23 protein-coding genes and 2 tRNA genes are annotated in these 23,718 nt (G+C 37.3%); 12 read left to right on the top strand and 13 right to left on the bottom strand.

The features are described 5' to 3' along the window. Window positions 1-3 precede the first annotated feature (3 nt). Both secA and dapF read right to left on the bottom strand, forming a co-directional pair. Window positions 4-3,384, bottom strand: a complete 3,381-nt coding sequence (secA, locus tag BVH02_RS07910; RefSeq protein ID WP_086500855.1) for a preprotein translocase subunit SecA — start codon at window positions 3,382-3,384, stop codon at window positions 4-6. 100 nt (window positions 3,385-3,484) lie between these two features. Further along, entirely contained in the window at window positions 3,485-4,258 is a 774-nt protein-coding gene (dapF, locus tag BVH02_RS07905; protein ID WP_086500854.1) for a diaminopimelate epimerase, read from the bottom strand. A 227-nt stretch (window positions 4,259-4,485) separates the two neighbouring features. Between dapF and BVH02_RS07900 the strand changes: the two genes are divergently transcribed. Next, the gene (locus tag BVH02_RS07900) at window positions 4,486-4,953 is read left to right on the top strand and encodes a pyrophosphohydrolase domain-containing protein (protein WP_086500853.1); all 468 of its coding nucleotides are present in this window, start codon (window positions 4,486-4,488) and stop codon (window positions 4,951-4,953) included. Here the strand turns inward: BVH02_RS07900 and BVH02_RS07895 are convergent, their stop codons facing one another. The 5 genes from BVH02_RS07895 to mutS form a co-directional block, all read right to left on the bottom strand. Beyond that, window positions 4,954-5,805 (bottom strand): mechanosensitive ion channel family protein, encoded by an 852-nt coding sequence (locus BVH02_RS07895; RefSeq protein WP_223271833.1) that lies wholly within the window; start codon window positions 5,803-5,805, stop codon window positions 4,954-4,956. 118 nt (window positions 5,806-5,923) lie between these two features. After that, a tRNA-Leu gene (locus BVH02_RS07890) sits at window positions 5,924-6,007 on the bottom strand. A 106-nt stretch (window positions 6,008-6,113) separates the two neighbouring features. Further along, window positions 6,114-6,186: transfer RNA gene (locus BVH02_RS07885), tRNA-Gly, on the bottom strand. A 139-nt stretch (window positions 6,187-6,325) separates the two neighbouring features. Further along, window positions 6,326-6,508, bottom strand: coding sequence for a LuxR C-terminal-related transcriptional regulator (locus tag BVH02_RS07880; RefSeq protein WP_086500851.1), 183 nt, complete (start codon window positions 6,506-6,508; stop codon window positions 6,326-6,328). 563 nt (window positions 6,509-7,071) lie between these two features. Continuing rightward, window positions 7,072-9,675: a DNA mismatch repair protein MutS gene (gene mutS / locus BVH02_RS07875; RefSeq protein ID WP_086500850.1), complete on the bottom strand. Its 2,604-nt coding sequence runs from the start codon at window positions 9,673-9,675 to the stop codon at window positions 7,072-7,074. 89 nt (window positions 9,676-9,764) lie between these two features. Between mutS and BVH02_RS07870 the strand changes: the two genes are divergently transcribed. Further along, window positions 9,765-10,298 carry an RNA methyltransferase gene (locus BVH02_RS07870; RefSeq protein ID WP_086500849.1) on the top strand — a complete coding sequence of 178 codons (534 nt, stop codon included), beginning with the start codon at window positions 9,765-9,767 and terminating at the stop codon, window positions 10,296-10,298. On the opposite strand, the gene BVH02_RS07865 is transcribed toward BVH02_RS07870, so the two are convergent. From BVH02_RS07865 to BVH02_RS07840, 6 genes are all read right to left on the bottom strand, one after another. Beyond that, on the bottom strand, window positions 10,295-10,702 hold the full coding sequence (locus BVH02_RS07865) for a hypothetical protein (protein WP_086500848.1): 408 nt from the start codon (window positions 10,700-10,702) through the stop codon (window positions 10,295-10,297). The two genes, BVH02_RS07870 and BVH02_RS07865, sit on opposite strands and share 4 nt — an antisense overlap. A gap of 27 nt (window positions 10,703-10,729) precedes the next feature. Continuing rightward, the gene (locus BVH02_RS07860) at window positions 10,730-11,203 is read right to left on the bottom strand and encodes a PaaI family thioesterase (protein WP_086500847.1); all 474 of its coding nucleotides are present in this window, start codon (window positions 11,201-11,203) and stop codon (window positions 10,730-10,732) included. Beyond that, entirely contained in the window at window positions 11,190-11,783 is a 594-nt protein-coding gene (locus BVH02_RS07855; protein WP_086500846.1) for a hypothetical protein, read from the bottom strand. Before BVH02_RS07855 ends, BVH02_RS07860 begins: the two co-directional genes overlap by 14 nt. Window positions 11,784-11,813: 30 nt before the next feature. Then, complete coding sequence (locus BVH02_RS07850) at window positions 11,814-12,572, bottom strand: SDR family NAD(P)-dependent oxidoreductase (protein WP_086500845.1); 759 nt, start codon at window positions 12,570-12,572, stop codon at window positions 11,814-11,816. 62 nt (window positions 12,573-12,634) lie between these two features. Further along, entirely contained in the window at window positions 12,635-13,168 is a 534-nt protein-coding gene (locus BVH02_RS07845; RefSeq protein WP_086500882.1) for a YfiT family bacillithiol transferase, read from the bottom strand. A 5-nt stretch (window positions 13,169-13,173) separates the two neighbouring features. Further along, window positions 13,174-13,752, bottom strand: a complete 579-nt coding sequence (locus tag BVH02_RS07840) for a ComF family protein (RefSeq protein WP_317045421.1) — start codon at window positions 13,750-13,752, stop codon at window positions 13,174-13,176. A 195-nt stretch (window positions 13,753-13,947) separates the two neighbouring features. On the opposite strand from BVH02_RS07840, the gene BVH02_RS21935 reads away from it, so the two are divergent. The 10 genes from BVH02_RS21935 (at window position 13,948) to BVH02_RS07790 (ending at window position 23,714) form a co-directional block, all read left to right on the top strand. Beyond that, on the top strand, window positions 13,948-14,136 hold the full coding sequence (locus BVH02_RS21935; RefSeq protein WP_317045420.1) for a hypothetical protein: 189 nt from the start codon (window positions 13,948-13,950) through the stop codon (window positions 14,134-14,136). A gap of 155 nt (window positions 14,137-14,291) precedes the next feature. After that, window positions 14,292-14,654: a hypothetical protein gene (locus BVH02_RS07830; protein ID WP_086500843.1), complete on the top strand. Its 363-nt coding sequence runs from the start codon at window positions 14,292-14,294 to the stop codon at window positions 14,652-14,654. A gap of 3 nt (window positions 14,655-14,657) precedes the next feature. Further along, window positions 14,658-15,419: an exodeoxyribonuclease III gene (locus BVH02_RS07825; RefSeq protein ID WP_086500842.1), complete on the top strand. Its 762-nt coding sequence runs from the start codon at window positions 14,658-14,660 to the stop codon at window positions 15,417-15,419. Window positions 15,420-15,452: 33 nt separating this feature from the next. Further along, window positions 15,453-15,854, top strand: a complete 402-nt coding sequence (locus BVH02_RS07820) for an ATP-binding protein (RefSeq protein ID WP_086500881.1) — start codon at window positions 15,453-15,455, stop codon at window positions 15,852-15,854. Between the two features lie 3 nt (window positions 15,855-15,857). Then, on the top strand, window positions 15,858-16,283 hold the full coding sequence (ybeY, locus tag BVH02_RS07815; RefSeq protein ID WP_086500841.1) for an rRNA maturation RNase YbeY: 426 nt from the start codon (window positions 15,858-15,860) through the stop codon (window positions 16,281-16,283). Between the two features lie 80 nt (window positions 16,284-16,363). Next, window positions 16,364-18,229 carry a tRNA uridine-5-carboxymethylaminomethyl(34) synthesis enzyme MnmG gene (gene mnmG / locus BVH02_RS07810; protein ID WP_086500840.1) on the top strand — a complete coding sequence of 622 codons (1,866 nt, stop codon included), beginning with the start codon at window positions 16,364-16,366 and terminating at the stop codon, window positions 18,227-18,229. Beyond that, a complete protein-coding gene (locus tag BVH02_RS07805) occupies window positions 18,219-19,130 on the top strand; it encodes a class I SAM-dependent methyltransferase (protein ID WP_223271834.1) in 912 nt (303 codons plus the stop codon). Before mnmG ends, BVH02_RS07805 begins: the two co-directional genes overlap by 11 nt. Beyond that, entirely contained in the window at window positions 19,127-20,800 is a 1,674-nt protein-coding gene (locus BVH02_RS07800; protein WP_086500838.1) for an Ig-like domain-containing domain, read from the top strand. Before BVH02_RS07805 ends, BVH02_RS07800 begins: the two co-directional genes overlap by 4 nt. Before the next feature lie 462 nt (window positions 20,801-21,262). Next, entirely contained in the window at window positions 21,263-23,011 is a 1,749-nt protein-coding gene (locus BVH02_RS07795) for an AMP-dependent synthetase/ligase (RefSeq protein WP_086500837.1), read from the top strand. Between the two features lie 232 nt (window positions 23,012-23,243). Then, the gene (locus BVH02_RS07790) at window positions 23,244-23,714 is read left to right on the top strand and encodes a MarR family winged helix-turn-helix transcriptional regulator (protein WP_086500880.1); all 471 of its coding nucleotides are present in this window, start codon (window positions 23,244-23,246) and stop codon (window positions 23,712-23,714) included. Window positions 23,715-23,718 lie beyond the last annotated feature (4 nt).

Genomic DNA, 23,718 nt, shown 5'->3' with positions numbered 1-23,718 from the left:
TCCTTAATTATCAATGATTACACATTTTCCTTCATGCACATCTTGTTCCACACTTTTAAATTTCACATCCGATTTGGTAGTTCCATTGGTATATTGAACAGAAACTTTGTCGTTTCTTCCGTATGCCTTATCTGATTTTCTAGGAGCTACCACCTGTGGAGCTGTTCTTCCAGCGTTGGAAGCGGCTACTGCAGCACGATTTGCTCCTGGATTTAACGTGCTTCCAGCATCGGCTTTAGACGCTTGTACTTCAGTATCTGCACTACGTTGAGGAGCAGCTGCATGGACTTGATTTGGATCTTGCTTGGGCAAATCTGCTCTAGTCAAGAAGGTAGTCATGTCTTCATTTAATTTGCCGATGAAGCGTTTGAACATTTCAAAAGACTCAAACTTATAGATCAATAGTGGATCTTTTTGCTCATATACAGCATTTTGAACCGACTGCTTCAAGTCATCCATGTCTCTTAAATGCTCTTTCCAATTTTGATCAATGATAGCAAGAGATACATTTTTCTCTATTGCTCTCACTAACTCTCTACCCTCAGTATTTAATGTTGATTCAAGATTAACTACCACACCGATTTGCTTGATTCCATCAGAAATAGGCACCATGATTTCTTTCACAGTAGCTCCTCTTTCTTCCTGCACACGCTTGAAAATTGGAAATGCAGTATTCATCATCACTTCGCTTTTCTTCTGATAGCTTTCAAAAGCCTGATTGTATAACCCTTGAGTTAATAGACCAGCATCTTTAGTTTTTAGATCATTTTCAGTGACAGTATGATCCAGCCCAAGGGTAGTAAATACATTCATCCTGAAATCTTCTGGATCAGTGTTAGACTTACCAATGTCAACTAAACTTTCGCAGACATCATAGAGAATATTCAAAATATCCAGCTCCAATCTGTCCCCTTTAAGCGCATTTCTTCTTCTCTTGTATACCACTTCACGCTGTGAGTTCATCACATCATCGTATTCCAAAAGTCTCTTTCTAGTTCCAAAGTTATTTTCCTCCACCTTACGCTGCGCGCGTTCTATAGACTTTGAAATCATGCTATGCTGGATAACTTCGCCTTCTTCAAGCCCCATTCTATCCATCAATTTGGCGATACGCTCCGAACCGAAAAGACGCATTAAGCTATCTTCCAAGGATACGAAAAACTGAGAAGATCCTACATCACCCTGACGACCAGATCTACCTCTTAACTGCCTATCGACACGTCGGGATTCATGACGCTCTGTACCGATAATAGCCAAGCCTCCAGCTTTTTTCGACTCCGGAGACAATTTAATGTCAGTTCCACGGCCAGCCATGTTGGTTGCAATTGTTACGGTGCCAGATTGACCTGCAATAGCAACTACATCCGCCTCTCTAGCATGCTGCTTTGCATTCAACACTTGATGAGGAATTTTCTTTAGCGTTAGCATTCTGCTGAGAACTTCTGATATTTCTACCGAAGTAGTACCAACCAAAACAGGTCTTCCTGCAGCAACGAGCTCATTGATTTCATCGCCTACTGCGTTAAATTTCTCACGTACTGTTTTATATACTTTATCGTCGCGGTCAGCTCTGATAATAGGTCTATTCGTAGGTATCACTACCACGTCCAATTTGTAAATTTCCCAGAATTCTCCAGCTTCCGTTTCAGCCGTACCGGTCATTCCAGCCAACTTGTGATACATTCTGAAATAATTCTGTAGGGTAATCGTGGCGTAAGTCTGCGTAGCATCTTCAACCTTCACATTTTCCTTCGCCTCTATTGCCTGATGTAATCCGTCAGAATAACGACGTCCTTCCATCACACGACCTGTCTGCTCATCGACAATCTTCACTTTGCCATCCACCAAGATATACTCTGTATCCTTTTCAAACATACAATATGCTTTCAGCAATTGATTTACAGTATGAATACGTTGTGCTTTTACGCTATAGTCCTTAATAGCTTCCTCCTTACGAACAAGCTTTTCAGTGTCATCAACACCTTCTGCTTTTTCTAAATCAGCAATTACTACTCCGATATCTGGGAGTACAAAAAACTCAATATTTTCATTCTTAGTAGTCATTGTCTCGATACCACGATCCGTCAGATCTACTACGTTTGTTTTTTCATCTATTGTAAACAAAAGCGGCTCATCTGCTTCTGGCATCTGTCGCTTGTTGTCTTGCATGAAGTGGTTTTCTGTCTTCTGAAGAATCACTCGTATTCCAGGTTCAGAAAGGTACTTGATCAATGGCTTGTACTTCGGCATTCCACGATATGCTCGGAATAAGGCTACTCCACCATCTTTATCATTGCCGTCAGCAAGCATTTTTTTGGCAGACGTTAAAAAGCCTTGAACCAACTTACGCTGCTCATCAACAAGAGTAGCAACTCTTGGCTTCATCTCGTCAAACTCATGTACATCCCCTTTGGGCACTGGTCCAGAAATAATCAATGGAGTTCTCGCGTCATCTATCAACACGGAATCGACCTCATCAATCATAGCAAAATGATGCTTGCCCTGAACTAGGTCTCCTGCCTCACGAGCCATGTTGTCTCTTAAGTAATCGAAGCCAAATTCATTGTTAGTACCGTAAACGATATCCGACTTGTAGGCTTTCTTTCGTCCTGCTGAGTTGGGGGTAAACTTATCGATACAATCCACAGTCAATCCGTGAAATTCAAAAAGTGGAGCATTCCATTCGGAGTCACGCTTGGCTAGGTAATCATTCACAGTTACTATGTGGACACCACGTCCTGCAAGCGCATTGAGGTAAGCAGGCAGGGTAGACACCAATGTCTTACCTTCACCAGTTGCCATTTCAGCAATATCTCCTTTGTGAAGCACCATACCACCGATTAGCTGCACATCATAGTGAATCATGTCCCAAACGACTTCAGTCCCAGCGGCCATCCATCTATTATGCCAGGTAGCCTCTTCACCTTGAATCTCTACATTCTGCTTGCTTACAGCAAGTTCACGATCACGATCATTTGCTTTCACGACTAGCTTGCCGTTTTCTTTGAATCGTCTTGCTGTTTCTTTCACTACTGCAAAAGCCTTTGGCAAAACCTTCTCCAAAATGACTTCAAGAGCCACATTACGATCTTTCTCGACCTGATCTATTTGATTGAAAAGTTGATCCTTTTCATGAATAGCTTTTGCGGGTAAGTCATCTACCTTAGATCTGATTGAAATAATCTTATCATCAAATTCTTTCAGATGAGCGTTGATTTCAGCCCTGATTTCTTCAGTCTTAGCACGCAACTGATCATCGCTGAGGCTCTTTAATCCAGCAAAAACTTCATTGATCTGCGTGACGATCGGAAGAAGTATTTTAATATCTCTGTCGGACTTGGTTCCAAATACTTTTGCAAGTCCTTTTGCTATAATATCTAACATGTTAGCTTATTGTGAATCTCTATAGGGGCTATAAAATTAAGCCCTTTTTGTTATAATTGATAATAAAACCAGTTCATTGGAAAAGATCTCCAAGAGCTGATTAAAGATTTATTTTTCCGGCAAAAACCTGTTCCGCAGGCCCTATTAACCAGACTTCGTTGAAGCCACCATCAACGGAGGCTTTAAATTTTACAGATAATTGACCTCCAAGGGTCTTTATTTTAATCGAGGCCACTGATTGATCCCTCCCAAAAGCGATAGCCGCTGCTGTCACACCAGTACCACATGAAAGAGTCTCATCCTCCACACCTCTCTCATAAGTACGAACGAAAATTTCGTCCTCGCTCAGTTTTTCAACGAAATTAACATTAGTGCCTGCTGGGGAATGCATTTGATCATACCTGATCTTTTTACCCTCATCAAAAACTGGGTAATTTTCCACGTCTTCTACAAATCGGATATGATGAGGTGAGCCAGTATTGATAAAAGAATCAGTTCCTTTTACCTCTATTCCAGCCACATTTCCCATCAGCAACTCTACTAATCCATCTTTCAAAATCGCATCATGAGCTCCATCTATGGCTAGAAAATTTGTCTTCTCATTAATTATTCCCAAATATGCTGAAAAAGCAACTGCACATCTAGCGCCATTGCCACACATACTTTGACTGCCATCAGCATTGAAATAGATCATCTCAAAATCAAATTCTGTGTGATTTCTGATTAAAATTAAGCCATCAGCACCAATTCCAAACTTTCGGTCGCAAATTTTTGAGACTAATTGAAGATCAGAATCATCAAACTCCTGCCCACGATCGTCGATCATGATGAAGTCATTGCCAGTTCCTTGATATTTATAAAATGATATTTGCATGGAGAATAATTGTAGACTATTGGACAAAAATTCATCCAAGGCACTATTGAGCTACAAACTTAAGCATCTTGTCAGAAAAACAGACTTATTGTCTGAAACTCAATTTCAAATCGGTCAGAAATTGGGTGAAACATATTATCAATCCACTTTACTACATTAGAATTCAAGTGTAAAAGGCCCGAAATCCAAGTCTTTTTACTTATTTCAACCTTTCAATAAATCAAATAATGCAAGATCCTAAATCGCTTACCTCAGTCGCCCTATTTCACGAAACCTTCAAACACCCTGTTCTGCCGTCTCCGATTATCCCTGAGAAAGTAAGATGTGATTTGCGTGTATCTCTTCTGGCAGAGGAGTTAAAGGAACTCGAAGTAGCTATCGCAAATAATGATTTGGTCGAAGTGGCTGATGCACTTTGCGATTTGCAATATGTGCTTTCAGGAGCTATTCTGGAATTTGGCTTAGGCGAAAAATTCAAAATTCTCTTCGATGAAGTGCAGCGCTCGAATATGAGCAAAGCCTGCAAAACAGAAGAAGAAGCCAAAGCAACCGTCGCACATTACAATGCAAAAGGCACCGAATGTTTCTATGAAAAAGAAGGTGAATTGTTCTTAGTCTTCAGAGAAGGTGATAGAAAAACCTTGAAATCAGTAGCATATTCTCCTGCTGATTTAAAAGGCATTTTAAATCAGTAATCAGGCAGTTTTAAAACTCTTTCCCTGAAAATTCTTGATTTCCAAAACTTGGGCTGGCATATTAATGCCGGCCTTTTCTAATGCCGTTAATACAGAAATGACTGCGTCGGTTTTCACTTCCATATCACTGATTTTTCTATCAAATGTATTTACCCAAAAAACCACTTGAAGATTTAACGTACTTTCTGACAAGTCTGAGATCCAAGCTTTTGGTTTTTTATTTTCAGTAAGCACTCCTTCTACGGTGGATATAGCTTCTAAAATTATCGATAGTGCCGCTCTGTAATCTGAGCCATAATCCAGTCCCACAGTAAAATCATAGCGAAGAAATCCGTCAATAGTAAAATTAACCAAGGGGTTCTTTATGATATTAGCATTAGGAATAAAAACATCCTTTCCGTCAGGAGTTTTTATTTGAGTATCACGGAGATTAAGAATTAAAACGGTTCCTCGGATTCCTCCAATATCTACTAAATCACCGACTCTAAAGGGTCTTTTAAACGCTAATAGAATTCCTGCAAGAAAGTTTTCTCCGATATCCTTCAGTGCAAAACCTATTATAAAAGCTGAAATACCTGCTCCTGCAAGCATGCCAGAAATCACCCCGGTCAATCCTATAATACGGAATACAATCAACAAGCCAATTAGGATTACGATTGACCCAAATACGCCAGCGAGAAAATTAGCCAACAGATCGTCATCCATTCGCTTCACAAGTCTTCTGCTTAAAAGTGTACGTGATTTTCTAGCCAAAAAGAGAAAAATCATAAATGTGGCAAGTGCTGAACCGCCTATGATCAGCCAATTTTTAACAGTTGGCCAGTCAGAAGATAAAAACTCAAATTCTTCCATAGCGGTTAAAATACAAAAAATAGCACCGAGTGAAAGCATGATGTTTTGTAAAAGCAAATTTATCAAAAGCAGTTGGCTAAAAAACACAAAAAAGCCCCGTATTTCTACGAGGCTTTTGTACCAGGAGCGGGAATCGAACCCGCACGAGCTTACGCTCACAAGATTTTAAGTCTTGCGTGTCTACCTATTCCACCATCCCGGCTTAATCTATATCCTAAAAACATAGATTTTTCTTTCCGGCTTAACTTGGACATTACCAAGCTACAAATTCCGTATAACAAGAAAGCCCTTGAATCAAGGGCTTTTTGAGCGGGAGACGAGATTCGAACTCGCGACCCCGACCTTGGCAAGGTCGTGCTCTACCAGCTGAGCTACTCTCGCTTTTGTTTTAACTGGAACGTGATCCAGTTGAATTGTGGATGCAAAGGTAAGCGTCAAGGAGAAATTTACAAGTATTATTTGGTAATTTTTTCAAGTTTTTCCTCGATAATCATCCTTGTCATTGATTTTCAAGCTACTATCAAAATGGATAGGTTGATAATATTTTTACCATTTTCCCAACATTTCGCGCATCAAGCTTTTTAAGCATGTTTTTATGATGTATTGAAATAGTATTTACAGAATTATCCAGGCAAACCGCGATATCCTTAGACTCCTTTCCTCGCAAAATCAACTTCACAATCTCTTTCTTTTTTTTGGTCATGGATACAATTTTATTGTTTGGTGAATTTTTACTTACAAATATCCGTGACCTTCCCTCTTACTTTTAAGAATAATTTCACACATAGTTCGCTGATTAGGGTGGGGTATAAAGCTGCATAACGACGTGTAGATATATAGCGAAATTACCAGCAGAGTCTATCAGATATGGCCTAACTTTTCCATGCATTAATCTAATTTTTAATTATTATATGAACCCAGAGTGTTTGTATATGAAAACTCAGAAGAATGCTTCTCAGTTATAGTGCCTTGATAAAATCTATCAAGAACAATTTTCTGAAAACCGAAAATTCGGGATTATTCAGTGCAAATGAAGTCTTCATACCTTTAAATTGAAACAGTATAACTTGACAGTTATTCTACATTTTCAGTAAAAAAATTTTTAATCAAACAGGCAAATGTTAAACCTTTACGACTGTTAACATTTTAGGATAAAAATGAAAGTTTATCAATTTTCCTTTGATAATCAGGTTATTATAGATATTCCTGATCGCTCAATTTCTCAAAAATTGATTGGTAATTCATTTTATAAAAAGTAGTTCTTACTTATTCAATTTTCTTTTTTAATTCATGCAATTTTAAAAGGGCCTCTATTGGTGAAATAGCATTGATGTCTATCCCATCAAGAAGTTCCTTCGCCTCTTGAAATTTAGGGTCCATCTCAAACATACTTAACTGAAAGTTATTTTTGGGGATGGATTTGATATTCTTCTTTTGCTCAGCCACTGCCTTATCCTTCTCCAAATGTGACATAATCTCAGCCGCTCTAAGGACAATTGGGTTTGGCATCCCAGCCATTTGTGCTACATGGATACCAAAGCTATGCTCACTTCCACCTGGCTTTAGCTTTCGCATGAAAATCACCTTATTACCCACTTCCTTTACAGACACATTGAAATTCTTGATTTTAGGAAAATCGGCAGCAAGCTGATTCAATTCATGATAATGCGTTGCAAAAAGTGTTTTTGCTCTAAAAGTAGGATGGTTGTGCAAGTACTCCACAATCGACCAAGCAATGGAAATTCCGTCATAAGTCGATGTTCCTCGTCCAATTTCATCCATCAAAACTAAACTGCGATCCGACAAGTTATTCAGAATACTGGCTGTCTCAGTCATCTCCACCATAAAGGTGGATTCACCTTTTGAAAGATTATCTGAAGCTCCAACACGGGTAAATACTTTATCGATAATACCAATTCTTGCGAAGGATGCAGGTACAAAGCTTCCCATCTGAGCCATCAATACCGTGAGCGCCGTTTGACGCAGGAGAGCCGACTTACCAGCCATATTTGGACCAGTGATGATCATGATCTGCTGCGAATCGTGATCTAGGTAAATGTCATTAGGCACATAATCCTCGCCTGGAGGCAATTGTTTTTCGATTACAGGATGACGACCATCTTTGATTTCAAGTGTTTCTGTCTCTGAGATTTTTGGTCTACTATAGGAATTCAAAATTGCTACTTGGGCAAAAGAAATAAGAACATCCAAGGTACCAAGCACTCTGGCGTTCTGCTGGATTTGCGTCACATACTGTGCTGTCTCCTGGACAAGAGCCAAGAAAAACCGTTGCTCAATTGCGATCATTTTATCCTCTGCATTCAGGATTTTATCCTCGTACTCCTTCAGTTCTGGCGTGATATACCGCTCTGCATTGACAAGTGTTTGCTTTCTAATCCATTCGGCTGGAACCTTGTCTTTGTGTGAATGAGTGACTTCTAGATAATATCCGAATACTTTGTTGAAAGCTATCTTAAGCGAGGTAATTCCAGTATTCTGAACCTCCCGCTGCTGAATTTGAACGAGAAAATCCTTTCCAGTATTCGCCAGACCACGATATTCATCCAATTCCTCATCTACTCCATCTTGGATAATTCCTCCTTGATGCGTAAGCATAGGTGCATCTTCTTTCAGTTCTGTACTTATTTTCTCCAACAAAAACTCACATGGATTCAATTGATCAGAAAGTCGCTTCAGTGTAGGATTCTTCTGATTTTTAAGTAACTCTTTAATGGGTTTTATATTTATCAGCGCACGTCTGATCTGATTGATCTCTCGAGGATTCGCACGACCCACCACGACTTTGGAAATCAATCGTTCCAAATCACCGATATGCTTCAGTGGATCGACCATCTCATCTATCAGCGCTTCATTTTGATAGAAAAAGTCCACCACATTCAACCGCTCTTCTATTGTAGATTTCTCCTTCAGGGGAAGTACCATCCACTTTTTCATCATCCTCGAACCCATCGGTGTTACCGTCTGATCCAAGATATTGATTAATGGAATCCCCCCTTCATGCTGAGGAAATACCAGCTCTAAGTTTCGAATCGTAAACTTGTCCAACCAAACATATTTCTCCTCCGCTATTCGCGAAATAGAAGATATATGCTGAATTTCTTTATGCTCTGTTTCTTCCAAATAATATAGAATCGCACCCGCAGCTACGATACCCGATTCAAGCTCTTCAATGCCAAAGCCCTTGAGATTAGCCGTACCAAAATGTGTCTTGAGCTTCTCATAAGTGAAATCATATTGATATACCCAATCTTCGCAATGGAACGTGATGAAATCATTCTTCAGCATCTCTGCAGCAGACTTTTTAGCAGCTTTAGAGAAAATTATTTCAGCTGGCGCAAAGCTCTGAATGAGCTTTTCGAGGTAGGATGCTGAGCCTTCGGCGCACATAAATTCCCCAGTAGAAAGATCTAAAAAAGCAATTCCATGTTTGTCCTTTCCAAAAGAGATGGAAGCGAGGTAGTTGTTTTTCTTTGTATCTAAGACTTGATCGTTGAAAGAAAGTCCTGGCGTCACCAATTCCGTCACACCACGCTTCACAATCCCTTTGACTGACTTCGGATCTTCCAACTGATCGCAGATTGCTACACGGTTTCCAGCACGCACCAATTTTGGTAAATACGTATCCAAAGAATGATGTGGAAAACCAGCCAGTTCAATAAATGTAGCAGCACCATTGCCACGCTTGGTCAGCACGATATCCAGAATTTTGCTAGCTCGAATGGCATCCTCTCCGAAAGTCTCATAAAAATCCCCTACACGAAAAAGTAGCAAGGCACCGGGATGCTTAGCTTTTATGGCATTATACTGCTTCATTAAGGGCGTTTCTTTGCCGTCTTTAGACTTACTCATGGGGTATGCTTACTTTTGTACGTAATTTCAAAAACTTACTCAAGGAATAAAGTCGAAAATAAGCCATTCACAAAGCAGAACAAAAGGCAATGAAAAAATTAAGCATGGAAGAGCTCGAAAGAGTTTCTGTAGAGGAGTTTAAAGAAATGGATAAATCGCCAATTGTTATCGTTCTAGACAATGTTCGAAGCCTAAATAACGTCGGCTCTTCTTTCCGAACTGGAGATGCTTTTGGAATAGAAAAAATTTATCTCTGCGGAATTACTGGTACACCACCGCATCGGGATATTCAGAAAACTGCTTTGGGTGCTACCGAGTCTGTAGGTTGGGAATACTGCCTAAATACCATGCTGGCGGTAGAAAATTTGAAAGCTGAAGGCTTTCAAATTTGTGCTTTAGAACAGGTAGATCGTTCAGTGATGCTCAATGATTTTATTCCTAAAAAAGGTAAAAAATATGCTCTAGTATTCGGAAATGAGGTGTTTGGCGTAGAAGAAGAAGTGCTTAATGCTTGTGATGCAGTTTTGGAAATTCCGCAATTGGGCACCAAGCACTCCTTAAATATTTCTGTATCTCTAGGTATAGCTGTTTGGGATTTGATGGTGAAAATGGAGCAATTTTAATTCTTGTTGAAGCGGTATCTGATTCCAGTAGAACCCCTGAGGTAACTCAATTCTCCAACAACTCCAGCTAATTCCATTTGAAACCCAAAACTCTTGTTTTCAAATGGATAGATGTTCAAGCCTGCTGGAATCACTACACCAGAATAATAATTCGCCCTTCCTCCCAATCCTCCATAGAATTGATATGAGTCCTTTTTGACAAAAATATAATTCACAACCAATTCTAGCCCAGTGTAATCAAAACTATTATCCACATCAACCCGAAATTCTGGGAGCCATCTTTCTCCTAACTGCTTATTTACTCCTACAAAAGGGCGATTGCTGATGTGGAAAGAAGTTGTCCATTGAGCTTGGGCAAAAGTAGAAGTTCCTAAGAATATAAGTAGTAGTAGAAAATTTTTCATTTGTGTAAAATTAAGTAGTATTAGATTTCAATACCCGAGTTCACTCATCTTTACGTGCGTTTTGATCATATTGGAGCTAGCTTTAGCTACGATTTTACCTGAGTCTTTAGTGATTACGGCGTCCCAATGATTTAGGTTTGAGCCAGATCGAACTAATTTTGCAGATACCTCTAATTTCTCACCAACCTGTGCGGCAGACAAAAAATCTACATTCAGATTTATACTAGTCATCAAGTACTCTGAGCCGGCTACAAAATTCCCCATTCCGATAACATCATCTATCATCAATGATGCCACTCCTCCATGCAGAATCCGTGCAGGATTGCACATTGCTGGACTCACAATATAGGATACTTTGATAAAGTCTTTTTCAATTTCCAGAAGTGTTCCTCCAAGCCAGTTTCCAGCCTGTGAGGGCATTTTATCTAGCTTTTGGCCTACTAATTTCTTGAATTGCTCCATGTGGGAATTTGGGTTTTCCATCGAATTATTCTCGCTCATTTATCAATTTATAATAATCTTCTAGTATGGATTTTATGCTTTCCTTTTCTTTTGGAGTTGACCACAAAGGAATCCAGTTGGAATCAACTTTTAACTCAAATTTAGCCTCATTGAAAATCCACGGCTCTAGTTGTTTGATATACCTTAAAACATCGGTATTATTTCCATTTTTAAATTGGAATATCTCTTCCTTTCCTCCAAGCGAAGCTTTAATTTCAAGCGGCCAATCTATGCTCACAGGTTCCAAATAGAGGTAAGCTTCATCTTTTGGATTATTAAGAATAATTACCATATCAAGCAATTGCTTAGACTTTAAAGTAGCTCTTTTGCCATGACGAAAAAGAATCATTCCTGCATCAGGCCTTACTTCTCTGTCGTAATTTATGGCACGAACATTTAAAAAGTAAAGACGACTGGAAGAAGTCATATGGAAAGTCAGGTCTTCACCCGAATTATTCGCCCGTCTCGTATTGAAAAAGGAAAGAGTAAAAACTAACCCGATCGATATCAATCCAAAAATCTTCAGAATTTTAATTAATTCTGGGGAAAGAATATCGTTGGTTTTTTGCCTTAGAGGCATTGGATGTTTTGCTTAGATATCAAATCACTATTAATGTACATACGAACCCGCATTGATATCGATACTTGCTCCAGTAGCATGATCTGCCAGTCCAGAACAAAGCAGCGTGACCATAGGCGCAATATCTTCGGGTCTTGTCAGCTCCTTCAGTGCAATATCATTCAAGGCAAAATCCTCTCCATATTCAGCCAAAATTTCATCAGCCATGTCCGTGCGTGTAAACCCTGGAGCAATTAAAAAAGCTTTGATTCCCTGTTTCCCATAATGCCGGGCAATTGATCTTGTCAAACTGACAATTGCACCTTTAGATGCTGCATAAGCTATATAATCTGTGGTATCTCCTCGAAATGCTGCCCTAGAAGAGATATTAATGATCCTTCCACTTTGGTTAACTAAGGCATGTTCTACAAATTCTTTGCATAGAATTCCGAGCGCTGTAGTATTTACTTGAAGTGTTTCATTCCAAATCTTCACCCATTCTTTAGTATCAAGATTATCGGGCGCGGAAAGTGAGATCCCAGCATTATTTACCAGACCTGAAATTGACCCATATTTCCCTACCAATTTGGGAACAAATCCAATTACTTGATCTATGTCTGATAAATCACAAGACTCTATAACAGCTGGATTCTTTAATTCATTTTGAAGCTTTTCTGCCTCATTCTTATTTTTATTATAATGAATTATCACCTCAGCTCCAGAATCAGAAAGCTGCTTAGCAATTGCCTTTCCGATTCCCCGAGAAGCTCCAGTTACTAGAATTCGTTGATTTTTGAGGGAAATATTCATGAGTTGAAATATAGACTAAATGGATAAAATCTAATGATCTCACCTAAGAAAAGGCGATTCGCTTACCATTTTTCACGCATAATTAAATGCTGAATATGTGCTAAGTGATGTGTGGAATGCCATTGATACATAAGTGCAACTTCAGCCAAAGGAACCGATAATTGTGAGTCTGGATGGAAATACGTTTTCGAATAATCTTCAGAACTCATCGATTCAAGGATAGTGGACCATTTAGAGTGAATAAACCGGATAACTGGGATGGAATCAGAAACTGGTAATGAATAATCAACCAGTTTTGCCCAAGCTGCTTCATCATAAGGCTTGATTGTAGGGTTATCCTCCGTAAGTGCCCATTTGAATCGCATAAATGCATTCATGTGGCTATCTGAAAGGTGATGTATCAATTGCTTTACAGTCCAACCACCAGGTCGATAGGGGGTATTAAGCTGAACATCTGAGAAAGTTTGGATCGTATCTTCCAAATAAGTTGGAAATAAACGTAGGTAATCAATAGCCTCCTTTACCATATTTTCTGAAATATGCTGTGGCTTCTTAAATTTCCCAATTGGGTATTTTAATAATTCTATATCAATCATACGATTCATCCTCCTGCTGCAATGGTGACCAAATCTACATTTTTTGCCTCATTCGCCAAAAGTACATTCGCACAGGCACACAATGTAGCTCCTGTAGTCATTACATCATCTACCAAGAGAATTGACTTGTTAGCAATAGTTGCATTAGGCGATATCTGAAACACCTCGTCCATATTATCCATTCGTTGAATTCGTGATTTTTGAGTTTGTGTTTCTGTAAATTTCCCCCGTATTAATGCTTTCTTTACCTCTAACGACAGCGAATCACCAAGACCTATTCCAAATTGTTCACTTTGGTTGTAACCTCTACGAAGTTGTTTCATAGGATGTAAAGGAACAGGAACAATGAGATCCCAGCACTTATGAAATTCATGATCCTTGAGAATAGTCCCGTACAATAGGCCCAACTCCTGAGCCAATTGAGGTTTATTTCTATACTTTAGTTGATGTAAAAGCTTTTGACTATCACCACCTTTGGTAAATTTTAAATAAGCCATCACCATCTTCACGTCACTCAATCCTTTCACTTTATCACTTAGATCATTATCGATGGGTCGCAAATGATAACTGGTTACAGGAAGCATGCCCTTACAGATTAAACACAGGTTTTGCTCCAGATCATAGAGAGTCCTGCCACACAAAAGACAATTGCGAGGAAAAATTAAATCCAAAAAATCTTTTACAAAAAATAAACGCATTGTGAAAAAGGCTTGTTCCTATCTGTCAAGGGCAAATAGTGGTATATTTGCTTTCTAAATCTTTCCTATACAGTTAAGTTAATGAATCTCATAGAAGAATTCAATGAGTATCGCAGTCATATCAATGATAATATACTGGCTGATGACAATACAGTAATCAAGCGTATATTTAAACTGATTACTAAAGCACATCCTGAGAAATCCGTAGATATAAAGTCGGAAGAGATGATCGGATTTGCCTGTTCTATAGAAGATGCGATGACTGCGTAAGGTATTATTTAGGAAATTACTAGGATATAGGTATAACAAAAAAACAAATTTTCGAAGTTTTTTCCATAGCTACCGTAATAGAAGTATCAGTTGTAATTCCACATTTAAGAGGAGCAGCAGAATACTAGTAAACACTTGACAATCAAAGGATTATAATGTTTAAACGCGATCTGGAATTAGAAAAACGTTGGTCTAAATTATTAGAAGGCCTTAAAGAAACCATTGGTAAAAAACCTGCGGACTTAAATGGCGTACTCTTTCTAATAGGTGTCCAAGAATTAGGCCAAGGCAATAGGATATTTAGTAAAGAGCAAAAACAGGATCTAATGCATATTGCTGTTTGTAAGGTTTTAAGTTACGATGGCTTTTACGAGCTGGATCACGTCGATCAAGATGGCTGGCCCCATTGGAAACTTATAAAAGACCTTCCTCATTTCGATTTATTAGATCAGGAAAAGCTTTTAAAGATTCAGGTAATAGAATATTTTGAAAAAGAATACGAAATAGTAATTGAATAGCTTGTGAAAATAGTGTCATATAACGTCAATGGCATTCGTGCTGCCATGAATAAAGGTTTTGTAGATTGGCTTAAACAGGTAAATCCAGATGTAGTTGGTTTACAAGAGGTTAAAGCTAATTTAGAGCAGATAGATGCTACTATTTTCGAAGATTTGGGCTACGAAATATTTTGGCATTCAGCCGTAAAAAAAGGATATAGTGGTGTGGCAATATTGACTAAAATAAAGCCAAAATCGGTTAAATATGGAATGGAGTATTTAAAATACGACGATGAAGGAAGAATTCTTCAGGTTGATTTTGATGACTTTTCTTTCTTAACAGCATATTTTCCATCAGGTACTACTGGTGAAGCTCGTCAAGGGTTCAAATATGAATTTCTGGATGACATATATGGATACTCTCAGGATTTAAGAAGAACCAACACAAATTTAATATTGAGTGGAGATTACAATATTTGTCATAAAGCAATTGATATTCATAATCCAAAATCAAATAAGAATTGTTCGGGCTTCTTGCCAGAAGAGAGAGCTTGGATGGATAAATTTACAGAATCTGGATTTGTAGACAGTTTTCGCAAATTCAATTCAGCGCCCGACAATTATACTTGGTGGAGCTATAGAGCAAATTCTAGAGCTAAGAATCTAGGATGGAGAATTGATTATCATATGGCTACGGCTCCAATGGAAGAACGACTAAAAAGCTCAATCATTTTAGCTGACACAATACATTCAGATCATTGTCCAATTCTTATCGAGGTAGAATAAAATATTAGATATTATTCATTGAATACAATTATGATGAAAAACATAAAAATTTCAATTCCTTCTCTTATTGAGAACATAAAAATAATTGAAAGTTTCATCGACAATGCTCGAGAAAACTTTGAGATTAACGATGATATCTATGGTAACATTATGATTTCTGTTACGGAGTGCATTAGTAATGCTATCATTCACGGAAATCAAGGCAATAAGAATAAACTTGTTCATTTAGAATTGACTCTTGAAGAAGAGCTTCTTTTATTCACTATTCAGGATGAGGGTGAGGGATTTGATTATAATGAGCTAAAAGATCCTACAGCACCAGAAAACATAGAAAAAACTGGTGGTAGAGGAATTTTCCTTATAAAGCACCTTTCGGACGATGTGAAATTTGAGAATAATGGCACTAAGACTGTTTTATCATTTTACATGAATTAAATTATGCCTATCAATTTCTTTACTGAAGAAGTATCATTCTCTCTAAAAGAAAAGAGAAAAAGAAAGGCTTGGCTTAAAAACCTTGCTGAATCTGAAAATCATATAATTTCAGATCTTAATTTTGTTTTTTGCTCGGACGAATATCTACTGAATATAAATGTTGAATATTTAGATCATGACACTTATACAGATATTATCACATTTGATAACTCCGAGGAGAAGGGAATAATAGAAGGGGATATTTTCATAAGTATTGAAAGAGTAAAAGAAAACTCAAAGACGCTTAAAACGGAAGAGGAAAATGAATTAAGCAGAGTATTAAGCCATGGTCTTTTTCATTTACTTGGTTATAAGGATAAATTAACAGAAGAGGAAAGTCTAATGAGAAGCAAAGAAGAATTTGCTATAGATTTATTCGAAAAGATTTAAACGTTCCACGTGAAACAGTGAACCCATACGGATCGAATTTACTACTGTTTCACGTGAAACAGTAAACAAAAAAGGATATAATGTTTCCAATATACGATGTCATAGTAGTAGGGGCGGGGCATGCCGGATGCGAAGCTGCACAAGCTGCTGCAGCCATGGGCTCGAAGGTTTTGCTATGTACAATGAATATGAATACCATCGCTCAAATGTCTTGCAACCCAGCAATGGGAGGTGTAGCGAAAGGGCAAATAGTAAGAGAAATAGATGCTTTAGGTGGTATGTCAGGTATTATTTCTGACAAATCAATGATTCAATTCAGAATGTTAAACAGATCAAAAGGGCCTGCTATGTGGTCTCCTAGGTCTCAGAATGATCGTATGATGTTTGCTGAAGAGTGGAGATTAGCTCTAGAGCAAACTCCAAACGTAGATTTCTGGCAAGAAATGATCACAGGCCTTGTTGTCAAAAAGGGAGAATTAAAAGGTGTGAGAACAAGCATAGGGCTTGAAATATTTGGAAAAAGTGTAGTGCTGACAAACGGTACTTTCCTCAATGGACTAATACATATTGGTGAAAAACAATTTGGAGGAGGAAGAACAGGTGAAGCTGCTGCAAGAGGTATTACAGAACAACTTGTAGAACTTGGCTTCGAGTCCGGAAGGATGAAAACGGGTACACCACCAAGAGTAGACGGAAGAAGCCTTGATTATTCCAAAATGGAAGTTCAGCAAGGAGACGAGAATCCCGAGAAATTTAGCTTTTCAGATACCACAAGTACACTAAAGAAACAAAGAACTTGTTGGATTACTTATACAAATAAAGAAGTTCATTCTACACTAGAAGAAGGTTTTGATAGATCTCCAATGTTCAACGGAAGAATTCAAGGCCTAGGTCCTAGATATTGTCCATCAATAGAGGACAAGATAAATAGGTTTGCAGAAAGAGACAGACATCAAATATTCGTAGAACCGGAAGGATGGAATACGGTAGAAATGTATATAAATGGCTTTTCTACATCACTTCCAGAAGATGTACAATACAAAGCCATCCGTAAAATTGAAGGCTTTGAAAATGCAAAGATGTTCCGTCCTGGTTATGCGATAGAATACGACTATTTTCCACCGACACAATTGAAACTTACCTTAGAGACACAATTGATGGAAAATCTGTATTTCGCTGGACAAATAAATGGTACAACAGGATATGAAGAAGCAGCTTGTCAAGGATTAGTAGCTGGAATCAATGCAAGCTTAAAAGCTCAAGAAAAGGATCCTTTCTTACTGAAAAGATCTGATGCTTACATTGGAGTACTTATAGATGATCTAATAAATAAAGGTACAGATGAGCCTTATAGAATGTTCACATCAAGAGCTGAGTTTAGACTTCTACTTCGACAGGACAATGCAGATTTAAGATTGACTCAGAAAGGTCATGACATAGGATTAGCATCAGATGAACGATTAGACAAAATGAATGCTAAGAAAAATCTTACAGCTAAGCTTATCAATGATCTAAGACAGAAGAAATTCTCCCCAGAAAGTGTAAACATAGGTTTGGAAGAATCAGGTACTGCTGCTATCAAAGAAAAAATAACTGCTGAGAAGCTTTTAAAAAGACCTCAAATAGGTCTTGAAATACTAAAAACTTTCAACCCAGAAATAAACGAGTATCTATCCAAATATCCAGCTGAGGTTCTAGAACAAGCAGAAATACAAATCAAATACGATAGTTATATAGAGAAAGAACAGCAAATGGTAGATAAACTAAGTGGTATGGAAAACTTTAAGATTCCTTTGAAATTTGACTATATAGCTATTCCTGCTCTATCATCTGAAGGCAAGCAAAAACTGAGTAAAATAAGACCCGAAACAATGGGCCAAGCTTCAAGAATAAGTGGTGTAACACCTGCAGACCTATCCATAATCACCGTTTACCTTGGAAGATAAAATGCTAGAAAGACTTACAAAATGTCCACTCTGCAAGAGTGGACATTTTCTTAATTCTAAAGTAATAAAAGATTTTGCTGTAAGTCACGAGTCTTTCAGTATTTGCAACTGTACTAACTGTGGTTTGAAATTTACTAATCCAAGACCCACAGTAGAGACTATAGCCACATACTATGATTTTCCAGAATATTTCTCCCACGATGATAAATCCAAAAACTTAACTCAGTTCATTTATCAAAGAGTACGTAAATATGCAATATCACAGAAAATAAAACATCTAAGTAGCCTAAAGCCTACTAAAGGTAAATATCTCGATTATGGCTGTGGTACAGGTGAGTTACTTTATAGCGCAAATAAAAAGGGATGGAATGTAACTGGAATAGAACCTAATGAAAAAGCTAGGCTTTTGGCTAATTCTAAATTAAATGGTAGGATATATGAGTCAATAAATGAGTTACCTAAGCAAAATTCATTTGACATTATCACACTCTATCATGTATTAGAACACGTACATGAATTGAGAAAAAGTATTAAAAAAATTATAAAACACTTAGAACCAGATGGTTACATCATAATAGCAGTACCAAATCCTGAAAGTCTGGATGCTGTAAAATACAGTACGAATTGGGCAGGATGGGATGTACCAAGACATCTATACCATTTCAATCATAAAGCAATCCAAAAGTTCGGAGATATCTTTGATTTACAACTCATACAAGAATCTCCGATGATCTTCGATAGTTATTATGTTTCGTTACTATCAGAAGGCTATTTAGATTCGAAGCAATCCATGATGAAGAAATATTGGAATGCAATCAGAACAGGTCTAAAATCAAATCAAGAAGCATCTAAGAGTGCAATAAATCATTCAAGTAATTTATTCGTTTTCAAAAAAAAGTGAAAAACATTAATCTACTTATTCTTTTAGTAATAAGCCTACTAGCTTTTTCATGTGCCAAACAGAGCTCACCTATGGGGGGACCAAGAGACCTTGACCCACCAAAAGTTTTAAACATGAGTCCCAAGAATCAAAGTTTGAATACCAAACCAGAAAAAATCATTTTAACCTTTGATGAATACATAAAACTAGATAATGCAAATAAAAATATCCTAATCACTCCAAGAATAAATAAGGATGAAGTAATTATCACGGCCATCAAAAACACCTTGGTAATAGAGCTAAACCAAATATTAGAAGATAGCACAACTTACGTATTCAATTTTCAAAAATCCATTCAAGATCTCTCTGAAGCAAATCCAGTAGAAAATTTGAAATTGGTGTTTTCTACAGGTGAAAGCATTGACAGTCTAACTTTTTCAGGATCAGTTAATACTTATTTTCCTGGGAGAAATACACAATTAGAAGATGCTATAGTGGGTCTATATCCATTAGATGATACAACGAACGTATTTACAGCACCTCCTTATTATTTGACCCAAGTGGATTCTGTAGGAAAATTTTTCATTTCCAATATCAAATCAGGGAAGTATATCGCATACGCATGGCTAGATGATAATAATAGCCTTAAGGCGGAATACAAGTCGGAGGCATTTGATTTTATAAAAGATACCATTACCATCATCCAAAACATTGATGGTATACAATTCAATCTATCCAAGGGAGACCAGAATCCTATTAGAATATTAAGATCCTCTTCAGTTGGTTCAAATTATACCATAGTTTTAAATAAGAATCCAGTCGAAATTTCCATTGAAAATGAAAATCCTGAGTTTGATATTTTTTATACTCTGGGAGATAAAAGAATAACACTTTACTTAGAAAAGCCTATCACAGATAGTTTAGCATTCAAAGTGAATTTAACTGATTCGGTAGGATTCAATATTGATTCACTGATTTATGCAAAATTTGAAAATTCCGAAAGAAGATCAGAAAAACTCAGCATTACTCCAAATTCGGGAAAAAGCTTCTACAAGAATCTAGGTGTTGAATTAACCTTCAATAAGCCACTTAAAAATATTAATTATGATTCCCTTTATTTAGCCTATGATACAGCTTCAATAATTGCCATTACCCCGAAAATGCTAAGTTTTAAAGATTCTTTAAGAAGAGATATTCTTCAAATTAACCTAAGCATACCAGACTCAATTCCCTTTGAACTATTTACAGTAAAGGCAGCGGATTCTACTTTTCTGGATATTGAAGGTCAATACAATGAAACAGTTTTATCTGCAAATTATAAAAAACTTAAACTAGAAACGTTAGCTGATTTGATCTCTGGAAGCATAGAAGGGGCCGAAGGTCCATTTATAGTGCAACTTCTGGATAGTAAAGGTGAAATGAAAAGAGAAGCTTATATTAAATCTGGAAATAACTTTTCATTTAACTTGATAGAAGCTGGAAATTATGAAATCAGAGTAATTGAAGACACAAATGCAAATAAACGTTGGGATCCTGCCAACTATGAAGAAAAGAGAAATGCAGAAAGAACCTTCTATTTCACAGATCCTGATACTGGAGATAAAAATATATCCATCAGAGGTGGTTGGACATTGGAAGACCTAGTGATAACATCCACTCCAAAAACAGGCTTGAAAACAGTACAAAATTAGGGGTGGATAAGTACCAATTTATCTGTGGATAAGCGTGGACTACTTAACGATAACTCAGCACTTATACACGTCCCTCTTCTAGGCTTTTCCTCTAAGTACTATTAATGGGGAAAAGCCAACAGTTATCCACCAACCAATATCATTCTATCCACAGCCATTTTCCTAACAGGTAGAAAAAAGGTTATCATCCACATAAAACAGCTAATTGACTTACTCCTATCATTTACAGTAACATACATGTGGACAACGAGGGGATAAGTAGTGGGAAACCCAAAGGTTTGGTAGGGATAAACGTTGAGAAGAATATTTAGGCGTCTTTTCCACAAATCCACAGTCCTAATAACCTTAGTAAAGAATTTTTTTAAAAATCTATTTTACAACTACTATAAAAAGAGAGCGTGGATAACTCTTTGTAATCATCTCACATTTTGGTAATATTATAGATACCCAAAATAATGAACTATGAAGCCTTCAAGACTTTTTGATTTGATTCCCTATCAGATCGCTACCTATGATAAAGAGATTGCGCTCTCTAAAAAGGAGAATGGGGCTTGGAAATCTTTCTCAACTAGAGATGTCAAGGAGATCTCCGACAATCTGAGCTTAGCATTTCTTAAAACTGGTGTCAAATCAGGTGATAAAATAGCTATCATTTCTAATAACTGTCCAGAATGGAATTTTGTTGATATAGCTTTACAGCAGATTGGGGCTGTATCTGTTCCTATGTATCCTACCATCACCTCTGCGGACTATGAGTATATTTTTGAGCATGCTGAAGTAAAAATGATCTTTGTGGGTGATCAAATTATCCATGAAAAAGCAAAAGTTGTTTCAGGAGATCGTTTGATATATAGTTTTGAAAAATTGGAAGGAACAATCTTTTGGGAAGACTTTTTGGCTATTGGTGTGAATGAGGATATTTTGGGTTTGGAAAATGCCAAAGAACAGGTGAATCCAGATGACCTATTTACGATTATTTATACCTCAGGAACTACAGGAAGACCTAAAGGTGTGATGCTTTCCCATTCCAATGTGCTCTCAAATGTGCTTGCAATTGCAGCTATAATGACGCCTGCATACGGAACTTCCAGAGTTTTAAGTTTTCTTCCTCTGTGTCATATATACGAGCGGACTGGTTCATTCTGTTTTATGTATCTAGGTTTCTCTATTTACTATGCGGAGAGTCTAGAGCTTTTAGGAGAAAATATGAAGGAAGTTAAGCCACATGCCTTCAATACTGTTCCTCGTCTTTTGGAGAAAATTTATGATAAAATAGTAGCTAAGGGATATGAGCTAACTGGTATTAAGAAGAGCCTTTTCTTTTGGGCGCTAAATCTAGGCTTGCAATATGATCCTGCAAAAACTATGGGATCATGGTATGATTTTCAACTGAAACTAGCCAACAAACTTATCTTTAGTAAATGGAGAGAAGCATTGGGCGGAGAAGTAATGCAGATCAATTCTGGTGCTTCAGCTTTGCAACCTAGACTAGCTCGTGTTTTTTGGGCTGCAGGGATCAAAGTCTGTGAGGGATATGGACTGACGGAAACTTCACCAGTAGTTTCAGCATCAATATGTACACATAAGGAGATGAGAATTGGTTGGGTAGGAAAACTAGTTCAAGATGTAGAAGTCAAAATCGCAGAAGACGGCGAAATACTAGTCCAAGGGCCTAACGTAATGCAAGGTTACTACAGGGAACCTGACATGACCGCAGAGGTACTTCAAAATGGCTGGTTTCATACAGGAGATATTGGAGAGTTAGATGGACAATTCTTGAAAATCACAGATCGCAAAAAAGAAATGTTCAAAACTTCTGGAGGAAAGTATATTGCTCCGCAGCTCATGGAGAACAAATTCAAAGAATCTAGTTTGATTGATCAGTTGCTAATACTAGGCGAAAATAGAAATTACCCTACAGCTCTAATAGTACCGAGTTTTGAAGGGTTGAAGGAGTATTGTAAACACAAAGATATTCCCTACACGACTGATGAAGAAATGATCAAAAAACCAGAAATAATAGAAAAGTTCGATCGGGAGCTAGAACAGGCGAATAAGTATTTTGGTAAATGGGAGCAAATAAAGCGTTTTAAACTTTTGCCAAAATCTTGGGGAATTGAATCTGGAGAGTTGACGCCAACGATGAAATTGAAAAGAAAGGTGATTCATCAAAAATTTGAAAAAGAGATTAATAATCTTTATCAAGATTGATCAGAACCAAACATTATTAATTACAATCATAAATTTTTTAAAGAAGTTATTTTTCATGCTTTTTAATCTGAATTCGAAACTAACTGAGAGTTTTAGATAGAGATTCTCTTTTAAATTTTGTTTTTTTTATAATAGAATTTGTGATGCATGCATAACTTTTTATCAATATAGTATGCATGCATACATTATTTTTTGTAACTTAGGAATCGTAAAATTGATGCATTCCATAGAGATGAAGAGAGAAGAAACTGTTGATTATCATATAAAAAGTGCATGGCATGCTATCTCTAGAATGTACAATCAGCAAGCTGCAGTTGAGGGATTTACCACTGCGATTGGGTTTGTACTGATTAACATCAATTCTAAAGATGGAACGCCAGCAACTAAGATTGCGCCACAGATTGGTTTGGAAACTAGAAGCCTAACACGTATGCTAAAGACGATGGAAGAAAAAGGACTGATTTTCAAAAAGCCAGATTTAATAGATAAGCGTTCAGTCCGAATTTACCTAACAGAAGAAGGAAAGAGAATCAAAGCGATTTCTGTCAATACGATTAGAGAGTTTAATGAACAAGTACGTGAAGTAGTCAGTGAAGAAGATCTAACTGGTTTTTTCAGCGTATTTGAAAAAATACAACTTGTCATCGATCAGGTACAAACTGATAAAGGAGTAGATATTAATAAAACAATATTTGAATTATAATTTA

Source organism: Algoriphagus ratkowskyi (assembly GCF_002150505.1).
In the GTDB taxonomy this organism is placed as follows: domain Bacteria; phylum Bacteroidota; class Bacteroidia; order Cytophagales; family Cyclobacteriaceae; genus Algoriphagus; species Algoriphagus ratkowskyi.
Note: the sequence above shows the minus strand (reverse complement) of the source record. Positions and strands in the feature narration are given on the sequence as shown.

Bases quoted from the DNA above. Each gene is read 5' to 3' on its own strand.
- secA (WP_086500855.1), bottom strand. From the start codon at position 3,384: ATGTTAGATATTATAGCAAAAGGACTTGCAAAAGTATTTGGAACCAAG.
- dapF (WP_086500854.1), bottom strand. From the start codon at position 4,258: ATGCAAATATCATTTTATAAATATCAAGGAACTGGCAATGACTTCATC.
- BVH02_RS07900 (WP_086500853.1), top strand. From the start codon at position 4,486: ATGCAAGATCCTAAATCGCTTACCTCAGTCGCCCTATTTCACGAAACC.
- BVH02_RS07895 (WP_223271833.1), bottom strand. From the start codon at position 5,805: ATGGAAGAATTTGAGTTTTTATCTTCTGACTGGCCAACTGTTAAAAAT.
- BVH02_RS07880 (WP_086500851.1), bottom strand. From the start codon at position 6,508: ATGACCAAAAAAAAGAAAGAGATTGTGAAGTTGATTTTGCGAGGAAAG.
- mutS (WP_086500850.1), bottom strand. From the start codon at position 9,675: ATGAGTAAGTCTAAAGACGGCAAAGAAACGCCCTTAATGAAGCAGTAT.
- BVH02_RS07870 (WP_086500849.1), top strand. From the start codon at position 9,765: ATGAAAAAATTAAGCATGGAAGAGCTCGAAAGAGTTTCTGTAGAGGAG.
- BVH02_RS07865 (WP_086500848.1), bottom strand. From the start codon at position 10,702: ATGAAAAATTTTCTACTACTACTTATATTCTTAGGAACTTCTACTTTT.
- BVH02_RS07860 (WP_086500847.1), bottom strand. From the start codon at position 11,203: ATGAGCGAGAATAATTCGATGGAAAACCCAAATTCCCACATGGAGCAA.
- BVH02_RS07855 (WP_086500846.1), bottom strand. From the start codon at position 11,783: ATGCCTCTAAGGCAAAAAACCAACGATATTCTTTCCCCAGAATTAATT.
- BVH02_RS07850 (WP_086500845.1), bottom strand. From the start codon at position 12,572: ATGAATATTTCCCTCAAAAATCAACGAATTCTAGTAACTGGAGCTTCT.
- BVH02_RS07845 (WP_086500882.1), bottom strand. From the start codon at position 13,168: ATGATTGATATAGAATTATTAAAATACCCAATTGGGAAATTTAAGAAG.
- BVH02_RS07840 (WP_317045421.1), bottom strand. From the start codon at position 13,752: ATGCTTCCTGTAACCAGTTATCATTTGCGACCCATCGATAATGATCTA.
- BVH02_RS21935 (WP_317045420.1), top strand. From the start codon at position 13,948: ATGAATCTCATAGAAGAATTCAATGAGTATCGCAGTCATATCAATGAT.
- BVH02_RS07830 (WP_086500843.1), top strand. From the start codon at position 14,292: ATGTTTAAACGCGATCTGGAATTAGAAAAACGTTGGTCTAAATTATTA.
- BVH02_RS07820 (WP_086500881.1), top strand. From the start codon at position 15,453: ATGAAAAACATAAAAATTTCAATTCCTTCTCTTATTGAGAACATAAAA.
- ybeY (WP_086500841.1), top strand. From the start codon at position 15,858: ATGCCTATCAATTTCTTTACTGAAGAAGTATCATTCTCTCTAAAAGAA.
- mnmG (WP_086500840.1), top strand. From the start codon at position 16,364: ATGTTTCCAATATACGATGTCATAGTAGTAGGGGCGGGGCATGCCGGA.
- BVH02_RS07795 (WP_086500837.1), top strand. From the start codon at position 21,263: ATGAAGCCTTCAAGACTTTTTGATTTGATTCCCTATCAGATCGCTACC.
- BVH02_RS07790 (WP_086500880.1), top strand. From the start codon at position 23,244: ATGAAGAGAGAAGAAACTGTTGATTATCATATAAAAAGTGCATGGCAT.